The sequence below is a fragment of the Nocardia glycosmidis genome, assembly GCF_052545115.1.
On sequence record NZ_JBQWRH010000003.1, the window covers coordinates 394,971 to 408,090 of the forward strand.

The 13,120-nt window shown below is 69.0% G+C and carries 12 protein-coding genes; 5 read left to right on the forward strand and 7 right to left on the reverse strand.

Going from position 1 to position 13,120, the window contains the following annotated elements:
- Window positions 1-117: 117 nt before the first annotated feature.
- The 3 genes from ACT86A_RS05875 to pdhA are packed head-to-tail and all read right to left on the reverse strand — an operon-like array spanning window position 118 to window position 3,773.
- On the reverse strand, window positions 118-1,635 hold the full coding sequence (locus ACT86A_RS05875; protein WP_445090963.1) for a dihydrolipoamide acetyltransferase family protein: 1,518 nt from the start codon (window positions 1,633-1,635) through the stop codon (window positions 118-120).
- A gap of 30 nt (window positions 1,636-1,665) precedes the next feature.
- Entirely contained in the window at window positions 1,666-2,649 is a 984-nt protein-coding gene (locus tag ACT86A_RS05880; protein ID WP_445090964.1) for an alpha-ketoacid dehydrogenase subunit beta, read from the reverse strand.
- On the reverse strand, window positions 2,646-3,773 hold the full coding sequence (gene pdhA, locus ACT86A_RS05885) for a pyruvate dehydrogenase (acetyl-transferring) E1 component subunit alpha (protein ID WP_445090965.1): 1,128 nt from the start codon (window positions 3,771-3,773) through the stop codon (window positions 2,646-2,648). The genes ACT86A_RS05880 and pdhA overlap by 4 nt, the downstream gene beginning before the upstream one ends.
- Before the next feature lie 145 nt (window positions 3,774-3,918).
- On the opposite strand from pdhA, the gene ACT86A_RS05890 reads away from it, so the two are divergent.
- A complete protein-coding gene (locus ACT86A_RS05890; protein ID WP_445090966.1) occupies window positions 3,919-4,410 on the forward strand; it encodes an Lrp/AsnC family transcriptional regulator in 492 nt (163 codons plus the stop codon).
- Between the two features lie 33 nt (window positions 4,411-4,443).
- Here ACT86A_RS05890 and ACT86A_RS05895 read toward each other — a convergent pair whose 3' ends face one another.
- A complete protein-coding gene (locus ACT86A_RS05895; RefSeq protein ID WP_445090967.1) occupies window positions 4,444-5,649 on the reverse strand; it encodes a benzoate/H(+) symporter BenE family transporter in 1,206 nt (401 codons plus the stop codon).
- A gap of 183 nt (window positions 5,650-5,832) precedes the next feature.
- Between ACT86A_RS05895 and ACT86A_RS05900 the strand changes: the two genes are divergently transcribed.
- Entirely contained in the window at window positions 5,833-6,651 is an 819-nt protein-coding gene (locus tag ACT86A_RS05900; RefSeq protein ID WP_445090968.1) for a sulfurtransferase, read from the forward strand.
- Between the two features lie 23 nt (window positions 6,652-6,674).
- Here the strand turns inward: ACT86A_RS05900 and ACT86A_RS05905 are convergent, their stop codons facing one another.
- Window positions 6,675-7,037: a hypothetical protein gene (locus tag ACT86A_RS05905; RefSeq protein ID WP_445090969.1), complete on the reverse strand. Its 363-nt coding sequence runs from the start codon at window positions 7,035-7,037 to the stop codon at window positions 6,675-6,677.
- A gap of 348 nt (window positions 7,038-7,385) precedes the next feature.
- Here ACT86A_RS05905 and ACT86A_RS05910 point away from each other — a divergent pair, with 348 nt between their 5' ends.
- From ACT86A_RS05910 to ACT86A_RS05920, 3 genes are all read left to right on the forward strand, one after another.
- Window positions 7,386-10,217: a DEAD/DEAH box helicase gene (locus ACT86A_RS05910; RefSeq protein ID WP_445090970.1), complete on the forward strand. Its 2,832-nt coding sequence runs from the start codon at window positions 7,386-7,388 to the stop codon at window positions 10,215-10,217.
- Window positions 10,214-10,981, forward strand: coding sequence for an SWIM zinc finger family protein (locus ACT86A_RS05915; RefSeq protein WP_445090971.1), 768 nt, complete (start codon window positions 10,214-10,216; stop codon window positions 10,979-10,981). Before ACT86A_RS05910 ends, ACT86A_RS05915 begins: the two co-directional genes overlap by 4 nt.
- A 294-nt stretch (window positions 10,982-11,275) precedes the next feature.
- On the forward strand, window positions 11,276-12,082 hold the full coding sequence (locus tag ACT86A_RS05920; RefSeq protein WP_445090972.1) for a helical backbone metal receptor: 807 nt from the start codon (window positions 11,276-11,278) through the stop codon (window positions 12,080-12,082).
- 72 nt (window positions 12,083-12,154) lie between these two features.
- On the opposite strand, the gene ACT86A_RS05925 is transcribed toward ACT86A_RS05920, so the two are convergent.
- Window positions 12,155-12,544, reverse strand: a complete 390-nt coding sequence (locus ACT86A_RS05925; protein ID WP_445090973.1) for a hypothetical protein — start codon at window positions 12,542-12,544, stop codon at window positions 12,155-12,157.
- Complete coding sequence (locus ACT86A_RS05930; RefSeq protein ID WP_445090974.1) at window positions 12,534-12,992, reverse strand: hypothetical protein; 459 nt, start codon at window positions 12,990-12,992, stop codon at window positions 12,534-12,536. The genes ACT86A_RS05925 and ACT86A_RS05930 overlap by 11 nt, the downstream gene beginning before the upstream one ends.
- Window positions 12,993-13,120: the final 128 nt, after the last annotated feature.

Genomic DNA, 13,120 nt, shown 5'->3' on the forward strand with positions numbered 1-13,120 from the left:
GACGGCACTGGTCACGGACTGACGGCCCGGATCGGTACGGTGCCGCCGCGACGCTGGTGTGGTCGAGGCGATGCGGTGATCGGCGCGCACCAGGCCGACCGTCGTCGCGTACGACAATCACACGCGGCCCAGCAGCGTCAGCGGATCTTCCAGCAGGTCGGCGGTGGTGGCGAGGAAGCGAGCCGCCAGTTCTCCATCGATCATCCGGTGATCGAAGCTCACGCCGAGCGTGGTCACCCAGCGGACCGCGAGTTCGTCGCGGAATACCCACGGCCGCTTGCGGATCGAGCCGACACACAGGATCGCAGCCTCGCCGGGATTGACCAGCGGTACCCCGGCGTCAACGCCGAAGACGCCCACGTTGGTGATGGTGAAGGTGCCGCCGCGCAGGTCGGCGGGGGTGGCGCTGCCGGCGCGGGCGGTGTCGACCAGCCAGCTGAGCTCGCGGGTGAGATCGCGCAGGCTCAGGGTCTGCGCCTCCTTGATGTTCGGCACGAGCAGGCCGCGGTCGGTGGCCACCGCGATGCCCAAGTTCACATAGTGTTTGGTGACGATCTCCTGCTCGGCCTCATCCCAGAAAGCGTTCATGCCGGGGAAGTCGGCCAGCGCGGCCAGCGCCGACTTGGCGACCAGCGCCAGCGGTGTCAGGGCCAGGTCCGCAAAGGATTTCGTGCTGCGCAGATGATCCAGCAGCTCCATCGTGGCGGTGCAGTCGACGGTGACGAAGGTGCTGGCCTGCGGGATCGCGCGGGCGCTGTGCAGCATCGCCGCGGCGGTGCGCTTGCGGACGCCGCTGATCGGGGTGCGGACCTCACGTACGGCAGGGCGGACCACCGCGGTATCGGCGACTGCGGGCATTGGCGCCTCGGCGAGCTCGACCGGACGTGGCTGGGTGACCGGCACCGCGCCGCGCACATCGTCGACAATGACCGCGCCGCCCGGCCCGGATCCCGCGACGAACCACAAGTCGATGCCGAGTTCGCGGGCGAGCTTTCGCGCGGCGGGGGTCGCCGCGGCGCGCGGCGCGCCGAGCGCCGAATCGGAAAGTCCGGGCTCCCGGACCACGGCATTCGGCTCGGCGCGGTCTGCCGCTGGACCGGGTCGTTCGGTTTCCTGGCGGGGGATGTCCGGGCCGGTAGTAGTCGCCGCGCCGACTGGTGAACCGGATCGTTCGGTTTCCTGGACGGGTGTCTCGTGCCCGGCGGTGGTGGCCGCGCCGTCCGTAGCGACGGGATGCGGAATCTGCGGTGCCTGCCGCCAAGCGGGCCTGCGCCGCCGGGACGTCGGTTCCTCGTCAGGGCCGTAGCCCACCAGAACCGAGCGTCCCGGTGCCCGTGCGGCGGTGTCTCGGGGCTCGGCTTCCTGTTCGTGCTCAACGCGAATGAGTGGTGCCCCGACCGCGACCGTTTCGCCTGGCCGCGCCAGCAAGGCGACCACCCGGCCGGCGAACGGAGACGGCAGCGACACCACCGCTTTCGCGGTCTCCACCTCCGCGATGGTCTGGTTCAATTCCACCGTGTCGCCGACCTGCACCGCCCACGACACCAGCTCGGCGTCGGTCAGCCCTTCCCCGAGGTCCGGGAGCCGGAATTCCAGCACAGACGCCGGAAGAGGTTGGCGGGCATGGTCTTCCATGTGGGCACCTCTCACTACGGCGAACCGGGATCAGGCGGCGAGGGAGCGGTCGACCGCCGCGAGAATTCGGTCGGGGTTGGGCAGGTGGTGCTTTTCGAGCTTAGCCGGGGGATAGGGGATGTCGAATCCGCCGACACGCAGCACCGGCGCCTCGAGGTGATAGAAACAGCGCTCGGTGATCCGCGCCGCGATCTCCGCGCCGAGCCCGGCGAAAACCGGCGCCTCATGGGTGACAACCAGCCTACCGGTCTTCGCGACCGACTCTTCGATGGTGTCGAAGTCGATCGGTGACAGACTGCGCAGGTCGATCACCTCGAGCCCGTGTCCCTCCGTTGCGGCTATTTTCGCGGACGCGAGCGCGGTCGCCACGGTGCCGCCGTAGGCGACGACGGTCGCGTCCGCACCTGTTGTGCATATCCTGGCGCGATCCAGCGGCAGACCGCTGTCCCGATCGAGCGCGGTGAAGTCGATATCGGCCTTGTCCCAGTACCTGCGCTTGGGTTCGAAGAAGATCACCGGGTCGTTCAGCGCGATTGCCTGGCGAATCATCGAATACGCGTCCGAGGGGTTGCTCGGCGTCACTACGCGCAGACCGGCGGTGTGCGCGAAATAGACTTCGGGGGACTCCGAATGGTGCTCCACCGAACCGATGCCGCCGCCGAATGGGATACGAATCGTGAGCGGCGCGTTGACCTTTCCCTGCGTCCGGAAGTTGATCTTCGCGACGTGCGAGACGATCTGATCGAACGCCGGGTAGACGAAGCCGTCGAACTGGATCTCGCACACCGGGCGATAGCCGCGCAGCGCCATGCCGAAAGCCGTGCCGATGATGCCGGATTCGGCCAGTGGCGTATCGATGACGCGATTGTCGCCGAAGTCTTTCTGCAATGTGTCGGTCACCCGGAACACCCCACCGAGGCGGCCGATGTCCTCGCCCATCAGCAGAACCTTCGGGTCGTCCTCCAGCGCGCGGCGCAAGCCGGTGTTGAGTGCGGCGGCGAAGGTGGTGATCATGGCGGGACTCCTTCTCCTCGTGCGGGGGACGCGCCGGGATCGCCGGTCAGATACTCCGCGTACGCCCTGCTCTCTTCGGTGATCAGCGGGTGCGGGGCGGTGTAGACGTGGTCGAACAGCTCCGTCGGCGCGGGGTCGGGCATGTCGATGGTGGCGCTGCGTACCGCCTCGGCGACCTCGGCGCAGCGCTCGGCGACGCGCCGGGCGAACGCTTCGCTCCAGAGGTCTTCGCGCTCGAGCAGCCTGCGCATCCGGTCGATCGGATCGCGCCGCGCCCACTGCTCGGTCTCCGCGGCCGAGCGATAGCGGGTCGGGTCGTCCGCCGTGGTGTGCGGACCCATCCGATAGGTGAGCGCTTCGATGAACGACGGGCCGCAGCCCGAGCGCGCCCGCGTGACCGCCCGCCTGGTCACGGCCAGCACGGCCAGCACATCGTTGCCGTCGACCTGGGTGCCCGGCATGCCGTAGCCGTAGGCGCGGTGCGCGATCGGGGTGGTGCTCTGTACGCGCACCGGTTCGCTGATCGCCCAGTGGTTGTTCTGGCAGAAGAACACCACGGGCGCGCTCCAGCTCGCGGCGAACCCCAATGCCTCGGCGATATCTCCCTGACTGCTCGCACCGTCGCCGAAATAGGCGATGGTGGCGATGTCGGCGCCGTCCAGGTGTGCGGCGAAGGCGTAGCCGGTGGCGTGCAAGCCTTGGGAGCCGACGACGATGTTCGGGTTGGTCATGTTCACCGCGTGCGGGTCCCAGCAGTGGTGGGCCGCGCCGCGCCACAGCCGGGTGAGATCGGTGGGCGGCACTGCGCGGCAATAGGCGACAGCGGTCTCCCGATAGCTGCAGAACACGTAGTCGTCGGGATGCAGCGCGTGCGCCGAACCCACTTGGGCGGCTTCCTGCCCGAGCAGTGGCGCCCATAGTCCGAGCTGGCCCTGGCGTTGCAGGGCGGTGGCCTCGGTGTCGATCCGGCGTGTGACGGCCATGTCCTCGTACAGTCCGCGCAATTGCTCGGGTCCGACGTCGGCGACCAGCGCGGCATGCTCGGGATCGAGCACACGGCGACCGTCGGGCTGGACCAATTGGACCGGATACTCGTGGACCGGATACTCGGACTTGCCCGTCATCGGTGCTCGCCTCCTCCACCGCGATGTCGGAAATTGTGTGCTCTATTTCACAGCATCCACTCGAACACGAACTGCGCAAGTGCTCGACAGCCCATTGGGCAGAATGCTCAATTTCGACCCCGCGGGTGGTGTCATACTGCGTTGTATGACCAGAGAAAACATCGGCGTGACGTTGGACGCCACCGACGCCAGGTTGTTGCTGGAGCTGGTCGCCAATCCCAGGGCGACGGGTGTCGAGCTGGCCACCCGGCTCGGCCTGTCCCGCAACACCGTGCAGGCCCGGCTGTCTCGCTGGGAGGCGGGCGGCGTACTCGGCAGCTTCGAGCGCCGCGTCGAGCCACGCGCGCTCGGCTATCCGCTCGCGGCGTTCGTCGCGGTCGTCGTCGACCAGCACCGGCTGGATTCGGTGGTGGACGAACTCGCGGAGGTGCCCGAGGTGACCGAAGTGTGCGGCATGACCGGGCTCACCGACCTCACCGTGCGAGTGGTCGCGCAGGACGCCGATGACCTGTACCGCATCGCGGGACAGATCCTCAAGATCCCCGGAGTCGAGCGGACCAATATGGCGCTGGTGATGCGCGAGCTCGTCGGACCGCGCACCGCGCCGCTGCTGGATCGCTTGGCCAACTCGACCTGAACATGCGGGTGCCGTCGCGGCAGCCGCTGTCGGTCAACGCAGTACTTTGCGCACCACCAGACCGGCGAGCAGTGCCCAGAACGCCGCGCCGATTCCGGCGAAGCCGACGCCGGAGGCCGCGATCACGAAAGTGACGACGCCGGCCTCGCGGTGATCGCTGGAGCTCAGGGCCGCGCTGAGCGCCGCCGCCAGCGTCGCGATCAGGGCCAGGCCCGCGACGGTTTCCAGCGTGCCCGCCGGCGCGGCCGCGACCAGCGTGACGACAGCGGCCGAGCCCAGGGCCAGCAGTAGGTACATCACGCCGGCGGTGAACGCCGCGATCCAGCGTCGCTTCGGGTCCGGATGCGCGGCGGGCGCCGCCGTGAGCGCGGCGCTGATCGCGGCGAGATTGATCGCGTGGCCACCCGCAGGCGCCCCGATGATGGTGCCGAGGCCGGTGAGGGTCATCGCCGCGCGCCACGGCACTCGGTAGTCGAACGACGCCAGCACCGCGATGCCGGGAATGTTCTGCGACGCCATGGTCACGATGTAGAGCGGGATCGCGACGCCGATCAGCGCCTGCCAACTCCAGTGCGGCAGGGTCAGCTCCAGCGCGGGAACCATGGCCGTCAGGTCGAGCGGCTTGTGCTGGACGACGATGCTGAGCGCGGCGCCGGCCACGGCTGTGGCGAAGGCCGCGAGCACGGCCCAGCGCTGGGCGTATCGTCGCAGCACGAGCCAGACGACGAGCACCGGAACCACCACCGCCGGACTGGTCTGCACCGCCCGCACCGGAGCGAGGCACAGCGGCAGCAGCACTCCGGCCAGCATGGCCTGCGCGATCTCCACCGGGATCGCGGCGACCAACGCGCCGAGCCGCTGCCACAGTCCGGTGATCACGATCAGCACCCCCACGACCACGAAAGCGCCGATCGCGGCGGGCCACCCGCCCGCAACGGCACCGGTGCCGGCCAGCACCGCCGCGCCCGGCGTCGACCACGCCAGCGTGATGGGCATCCGAAACCGGTAACTGAGCAGCATCATCCCGATCGCCTGCGTGACACAGAGCGCGAGCAGGCCCGACGCAGCTTGCGCGGCACTCGCCCCGACCGCGGTCAGCCCGCTCAGCACCACGGCGAACGAACTGGTGAAACCCACCAGCGCGGTCACCACGCCCGCGCCGAGCGGTGCCACCAGCCCCGGCTTCGGACGCCCGGGTTCGCGCGCGGTGCCGGCCGGGGCCGCGGAAACGTTGGACATTGGCCGGATACTGCCCTGGTCATCGGGTCGTGTCACCGGCCAGTGCCCGGAAACTGGCCTGACTCGCGCCACCCGGCCTCCGTGCCGGGTTCGCAACGGTGGCGTCGGGCGACATCGGGGCGGCTGGGTGCGTAGGGTGGGTGCGTCGGTGCGCGAGGACGCGATTCGGGACGAGGAGCTGAGTTGAGCGCGGTGCTGATTTCACCGGGGGAGCTTCGGGAAGCCTTGGCGGACAAGCGGCTTCGTCTGCTGGACGTCAGGTGGGCGCTGGGCGACCCGGATGGGCCGCAGCACTATCTCGAGGGCCACATCCCCGGGGCGGTGTTCGTCGACCTGGAAACCGAACTGGCCGCGCCGCCTTCGCCCGTGCGCGGCAGACACCCGCTGCCGGACCCCACACAACTGGAGAAGTATGCGCGCAGCTGGGGTTTGTGTGCTGGCGATCCGGTGGTCGTCTACGACGCCACCGGTGGCCTGGCCGCCGCCCGCGCCTGGTGGCTGCTGCGCTGGGCGGGCGTCGCGGACGTGCGCATTCTCGACGGCGGGCTGCCCGCCTGGACCGGTGCGGGCGGACCGATCGCGACCGGCGCGGAACCGGATCCCGAGCCGGGCGATGTCGAATTGAGCGCGGGCCGGCTGCCCGTGATCGACGCGGACGCCGCCGCACGCTGGCCCGGCGTGCTGCTGGATGCCCGCGCGGGCGAGCGCTACCGCGGTGAGGTGGAGCCGATCGATCCTCGTGCCGGACATATTCCCGGTGCGCTCAGCGCTCCGACCGCGGAGAATCTCGACGCCGATGGCCGCTTCCGGGCAGCGGACGAACTGCGCGCCCGTTTCGCCGGGTTCGGTTCCGGGCCGGTCGCGGTGTACTGCGGGTCCGGTGTGACGGCGGCGCATCAGGTCGCGGCGCTCGCGGTGGCCGGTGTCGAGGCGGCGCTGTACCCCGGTTCGTGGTCACAGTGGTCGAGCGATCCGAAACGGCCGGTCGCGACGGAGAGCTGAAGGCGGAGAGCTGAAGGCGCGCGCTACAACCAGGCGCGCGCCAGAAGATCGTCGTCGGTGACCTCGCTCGTCCGGGGTGGGAACCGGGTGGCGGCGATCGACTCGATGTGCGTTCCGTCGTGCCCGATCACCCATGAGCCGCCGCGCTCCTCGCACTCGGCGATCTTCGCGAAAGTGGTGAGCAGGAACGTGATCGCCGCACGCGGGTCGCTTGTCCGCGCCAGACGCTGGGATTCACCAGGTCGCGACAGGTCCAGCCACACGCCGCACTGTCCGTCGCACCGCATGCCGACGATCTTGTCGGCGTGCACGAAGGTGAACTTTCGTCGTTCCCACGCGGTCGTCGGTGTGAAGCTCTGTTCGAGGACCTGGAGCAGAATCGTCATGCTGCTTCCTCCGCTTCCCTTGACACCAAGCTGCGGTCCGTCCGCGATGACCAGCGGATATTCCAGTATGGTCCTTTTCCGGCCGGTTGGGTACTTGCCGCGGCGTTCCGCCAGGTCGGAGTCATTTCATCGTCCGGCCCATGCCGTCGGCGTCGGCTCGTCCCTGCCCGCCCGGTGCTGGTCGCACCTTCGAAACTACGCCTGACCTGCGTTGTCCGCCCGGTGCGGCAGGTCGTCGGCGTGTCTGCCTCCCGCGCGTCCGCGCACCGCGCCGTTCGGGCGGGCGCAGCGATACGGGACGGCCCCAGCGACCTTGGTCGTATCGGGACCGCCTGGTTGGATGGGGTGATGCTGCACGGTCTGTGGTCGCCAGGTGGCGGGTTGCTGCTCTGGCACGACTCGCCGCGGGCGGTGCTGCCCGATGAGTTGGCCGTGCTGCCCGACCCGTTGGGGAGCGTGCTGCGGGCCGCGAAATTCCGGCACCGGGCCGAGGTTCTGGTTGCCGGTTCCGCAGCGACCGAGCAGGTCCGGGCGCACGCGCTGAGCCCCGCGGCAGCGGCGTATCTGCTGTGCCAGCGGCTGCCCGCTGCGGCGGTGGCGGGCGATCTGCGCTTTCTGTCGCACGTCGCGCGCGGTGTCGAGCGCTGGGTGCGCGCCGGGCGGGTCGTCCCGCAGCTGCGCAGGGAAGACGGTGCGTGGTGGGTGCGCTGGCGGCTGGTCGGCGGTGAACGGCAACGCGCCTGGCTGGCCGAATTGGCCGTCGCCATGCCGCAAGCCCTGCGGGTCGCCGGGCGTCCGGCCGCGCTGCTCGATGATCTGGTCACCGAGCTCACCGATCCGATCGCGCGAGCGCTGGTCGAGCTGCCCGATCCCCGGCATCCCCTGGTGGCTGCCCTGGTCGGCGATACTCCGCTGGACAGCGGCAGCTATCAGGTGGCCGAGGTGCTGGAGCAGTGGCGCGCCGGCCTGACCGGTGACGAACCGGATCTGGTGCTTCGCCTGCTGGAGCCGGATGGTGAACTGGGCGCCGAGGACGACATGGTGGTGCTGTGGCGGTTGGAGGTCTGCCTGGCCGTCCCCGGCGAGGCGCCCAAGTCCGTTCCGCTGCAAGGTGATCCGAGCCTCGTCCGGATCGCCGTCGACAAACTCGGCGCGGCGCAGCGAGCGTATCCGAGGTTGCGCGACCTGCCGGGCGATCCGCGCAGCATGGATCTGCTGCTGCCCACGGAGGTGGTGCTCGATCTGGTCGCGCACGGCGCGCATGCCCTGCACGCCGCGGGGGTTCGGCTGCTGCTGCCGCGGGCGTGGAGCGTCGCCGAGCCGAGCATGCGGCTGCGGGTGGACAGTGCGGTTCCCGCCGCCGAGAGCACCGTCGGGATGCGCGGCCTGGTCTCCTACCGGTGGGAACTCGCGCTCGGCGACATCGTGCTGACTCCAGCCGAGATGGAACGGCTGGTGCGCGGCAAGTCCGATCTGGTCCAGCTGCGCGGCCAATGGGTGCAAGCCGACCACAAGGTACTCGCCGCCGCGGCCCGCTACGTCGCGGCGCATACCGACGACACTCCGATCACCTTCGCGGACATGCTCGGCGAGATCGCCGGATCACGGGTGCAGCAGGTGCCGATCGCCGAGGTCACGGCTTCGGGCTGGGCGGCGGACCTGCTCGATCACGCCCGTGAGCCGGCGCCGGTCGCCCCTCCGGTCGGGTTGAAAGCCGAACTGCGGCCGTATCAGGAACGGGGTCTGGCCTGGCTGGCCACCATGAGCCGGATGGGCTGCGGCGCAATCCTCGCCGACGACATGGGGCTCGGCAAGACCGTCCAAGTGCTCGCTCTGCTGGTGCACGAGCGCGAAACGGCGGCCGACAGCCCCGCGGCGGCGGAGGCGCCCGGCCCGACGTTGCTGGTGTGCCCGATGTCCGTAGTCGGCAACTGGCAACGGGAGGCCGAGCGGTTCGCGCCTGATCTGCGGGTGTGGGTACACCACGGCGCCGGACGGCGGGTGGGTGACGAACTCGACGAGACCGTCGCCGCGGCCGATCTGGTGATCACCACCTACGCGCTGCTCGCCCGCGATGTGGCGGAACTCGGCAGGCAAGCGTGGGACCGCGTGGTCCTGGACGAGGCGCAGCACATCAAGAACGCAAGCACGCGACAGGCGCGGGCGGCGCGGTCGCTGCCCGCACGACATCGGCTGGCGCTCACCGGAACTCCGGTGGAGAACCGTTTGGAGGAGCTGCGCTCCCTCATGGATTTCGCGATGCCGAAGGTGCTCGGCAGCCCGCAGTCGTTCCGAGCGCGCTTCGCGGTGCCCATCGAACGCGAGCGCGACGAGAACGCGATCAGCCGCCTGCGCTGGCTGACCCGGCCCTTCCTGCTGCGTCGCGTGAAGACCGACCCCACGGTGATCAGCGACCTGCCGGACAAACTGGAGATGACGGTGCGGGCCAACCTCACCGTCGAGCAGGCCGCGCTCTATCAGGCGGTCGTCGACGATATGCTCGCCAAGATCCAGGACGCCGAGGGGATGGCCCGCAAAGGCGCCGTGCTCGGCGCGCTCACCCGGCTCAAGCAGGTGTGCAACCATCCCGCGCATTTTCTCGGCGACGGCTCGGGCGTGCTGCACCGTGGCGCCCATCGTTCCGGCAAACTCGCCCTCGTCGAAGATGTGCTCGACTCGGTACTCGCAGACGGCGAAAAAGCCTTGCTGTTCACCCAGTTCCGTGAGTTCGGCGAACTGATCGCGCCGTATCTGGTGGAGCGATTCGGCACCGCGATCCCGTTCCTGCACGGCGGGGTGCCGAAGAAGAAGCGCGACGCCATGGTCACTCGGTTCCAGGAGCCGGACGGTCCGCCGCTGATGTTGTTGTCGCTCAAGGCCGGCGGCACGGGACTCAACCTCACCGCCGCCAATCACGTCGTGCACCTGGACCGCTGGTGGAATCCCGCGGTGGAGAACCAGGCCACCGACCGCGCCTTCCGGATCGGACAGCGGCGCAACGTCCAGGTGCGCAAGCTGGTGTGCGTGGACACCATCGAGGAGCGAATCGACGAGATGATCACCGGCAAGCGGCAACTCGCCGATCTGGCCGTTGGCGCGGGGGAGAACTGGATCACCGAGCTGAGCACCGACGAACTGCGCGATCTGTTCACCCTCGGTGCGGCGGCGGTGGGCGAATGAGCCCTTTCGTCGACTACTCCGAGTACGGAAAGAAGCTGCCGGTGCGCGGCGGGGTGGCGGCGCGCAGCCGCCGCGGCGGGTTCGGGCGCACATGGTGGGGCAAGGCCCTGGTGGAATCGGTGGAGCGGGTGGCGGAGCCGGGGCGTCTGGCGCGCGGCCGCAATTACGCCCGGTCCGGTCAGGTGGTGGACTACCGGATCGAGCCCGGCGCCGTGACCGCGGAAGTGCAAGGCAGCCAACCACGTCCGTTCACCGCCGTGTTCACCGTCCGTGCCTTGCGCGAGGACGAGCTCGAGTTGCTGATCGAGACCATCCGTTCCGCTCCGGGCATGCTCGCCGAGATCGCCTCGGGCGCGCTGCCGACCGGGCTGGGGCCACTGCTGCTGCCGACCACCGCCGCGGACCTGGATTTCACCTGCACCTGCCCGGATCCGGGCTGGCCGTGCAAGCACGTGGCCGCGGTGTGCTATCTGCTGGCCGAGCGGCTCGACGAACAGCCGCGTGAGATTCTCACCCTGCGCGGTATCGATCTGGACATGTTGATCGGCGGGGTCGAACGCGAGACCCGACCCGCGGTCTCCGACGACCCGTACGGCGACCGGGTGGCTCTGCCGGACCTGCCCGATCTCGAATTCCGTTCCGCACCATCGGATTTGGACCCACTGCTGCTGCGCAAAGCATTGCGCATGACCGCCGCCGACGAGACGACCGCCGCGGCGGGCCTGCGCGAACTCACCGCACTCTACTGCGGGCTCGACGGCTGATCGGCTTGGTCGGCACCCAGCATCGGGGCTGTCGGTTGCCGCCGGACAACGGGGCGGATCGAGTCCGGCGTAGCGAAGGGACCGGAGACTTCCCGACGCCGGGTGCCGTATTCAAGTCTCCCGCTGAACGCTTCCGCACGGAACTGCCCGACGAGCCCGTGCACTGCCCTTGCGCTGAACTCGGCGCGTGAACCCACGGTCCGGCGTGTCCGGCCCCGATACGCCGGTGCGCTCTGATCAGGTCCGCGAAATACGCGCTGACCGGCACAGATGTTCTGTTATAGGCTGACCGGCGTGGCAGGAAAGAGTCCACCGGCACCGCCGCCGCGCGACGACCTCGGAACCCCGGTGGATGTCCGCATGCCGCCGCGGCGGGTGGTGTCGCTGGTACCGTCGCTGACCGAGGCGGTGGCGGCGACGTGCCCGGAAGTCCTTGTCGCCGCGACCCAGTGGTGCACGCATCCGGCGGACTTGGCGGTCGAACGGGTCCGTGGAACCAAGAACCCGGACGTGCGGCGCATCATCGACCTGCGTCCCGATCTCGTGTTGTGCAACATGGAGGAGAACCGGCGGATCGATGTCGATCGACTGCGCGCCGCGCGAATCCCGGTGTGGGTCACGAAGATCGAGACTGTCGACGAGGCCGTGGCCTCCCTTGCCCGGCTGTGCACCCGGGCGCTCGGCGTCGGCATCCCGCCCTGGCTGGTCGAGGCCGAATCGGCCTGGGCCGCACCGCCGCCCGAACCGGCATGCGCCGCGGTCATCCCGATCTGGCGCAATCCGTGGATGGTGGTCGGACGCGACACCTTCACCGGCGATATCGCGCGCCGACTCGGCTTGCGGCTGGTCCACGCCGTCCGCCCGGAGCGTTATCCCCGGGTCACCGAAGCGGAGCTGACCAAGGGCATCGACCTGGCGGTGCTTCCCGACGAGCCTTACGTTTTCACCGAATCCGATGGGCCGGATGCTTTCCCGCACATTCCGGTCGCGTTGGTGGAGGGCCGCGCCCTCACCTGGTACGGGCCGTCGCTGGCGACTGCCCGTGGCGAGCTCACCGCGCAACTGGCCCGTGCGCGGCGCCCGGATCGACCGATCTCGTAGTCGGACAAGCCGTGGTGGGTGCCCTCGGCGTCCACACTGATTCCCCCGGTGCCAGTGATGCCGGCGGGACCGCTAGAACGAGCAATGCTCCCAATCGATCTCGTTGAGGCGAACCCGATCGTCCTCGAGCCAATCCCAGATCAGCTGGGCGACCCGGTCGAGGTCGTCCACCGTGGTCTGCAGGTATTGCCCGTCTTCCGCACCGGGGTGCATCTCGAGCAGGTAGTCGGTCGCGTCGTTGCGATACGTCTGAATGAAACCGACCTGCCCGGCTCGCGACACGGTCATGAACGGCCCACCGCTCACATAGGGCAGTTTGCTCAGCCAGTAGCGCAAATGGTCACGCGTGAGGGTGGTGAACTGCCGAGCACCAACATTTACCTCCAGGTTCCCGTGCGCCACCGGTGCCTCGGCGGGCAGCACATCGGTCCAAGGACCGGCGGCTTCACTGTCAGTCTTCATCGGCGTACTCCCAATCGAAAACGAGCTCGGCATGCGGCACGAGAGCGGTCACCCGGCTGGTCAGCATCGCCTCGAACGGGTCCTGCCAACGGTAGAACCCGCTGAAAATCACTGGATAGTCGGAATCTACTGTCACGGAAAGGCTCTCCCCGTCCCCGCCGAACGTAATAAACACTTCACTGCTCAAACTCTCACTCTCGAGCACATCGGTGAGCAGCGCAGTCACACCCGCCCGCTCCCGCTCGTCCCGCAACTCCCGAATCGAGAACGCGACATTGATATTCACTGACACACGCTCGACGGTAGCGCCCACCACCGACACGAACAGACGGGATACCTCACCATGGGGGAGCATAGGAGACACTCGCCCGGCATCGGCCGGGTCCGAAATCGCCGCCGCTTCTGGTGAGACCTGTGTGATGCCGCCCATACCGCCGAGCATCTTCACGACGGCACCATCCTTCGCGGTCGAATCTCAATCCGCCCAGGGACTATCTCGCCAACGGTGTTTCCGGCGTTGTTTCTCAGTAGGTTTGGGCGTCGGGCCAGCGGTCGGCGAAGGTGATCGCGAAAGCG

Coding starts and splice junctions, on each gene's coding strand:
- ACT86A_RS05875 (WP_445090963.1), bottom strand. CDS start 1,635: ATGGAAGACCATGCCCGCCAACCTCTTCCGGCGTCTGTGCTGGAATTC.
- ACT86A_RS05880 (WP_445090964.1), bottom strand. CDS start 2,649: ATGATCACCACCTTCGCCGCCGCACTCAACACCGGCTTGCGCCGCGCG.
- pdhA (WP_445090965.1), bottom strand. CDS start 3,773: ATGACGGGCAAGTCCGAGTATCCGGTCCACGAGTATCCGGTCCAATTG.
- ACT86A_RS05890 (WP_445090966.1), top strand. CDS start 3,919: ATGACCAGAGAAAACATCGGCGTGACGTTGGACGCCACCGACGCCAGG.
- ACT86A_RS05895 (WP_445090967.1), bottom strand. CDS start 5,649: ATGTCCAACGTTTCCGCGGCCCCGGCCGGCACCGCGCGCGAACCCGGG.
- ACT86A_RS05905 (WP_445090969.1), bottom strand. CDS start 7,037: ATGACGATTCTGCTCCAGGTCCTCGAACAGAGCTTCACACCGACGACC.
- ACT86A_RS05910 (WP_445090970.1), top strand. CDS start 7,386: ATGCTGCACGGTCTGTGGTCGCCAGGTGGCGGGTTGCTGCTCTGGCAC.
- ACT86A_RS05915 (WP_445090971.1), top strand. CDS start 10,214: ATGAGCCCTTTCGTCGACTACTCCGAGTACGGAAAGAAGCTGCCGGTG.
- ACT86A_RS05925 (WP_445090973.1), bottom strand. CDS start 12,544: ATGAAGACTGACAGTGAAGCCGCCGGTCCTTGGACCGATGTGCTGCCC.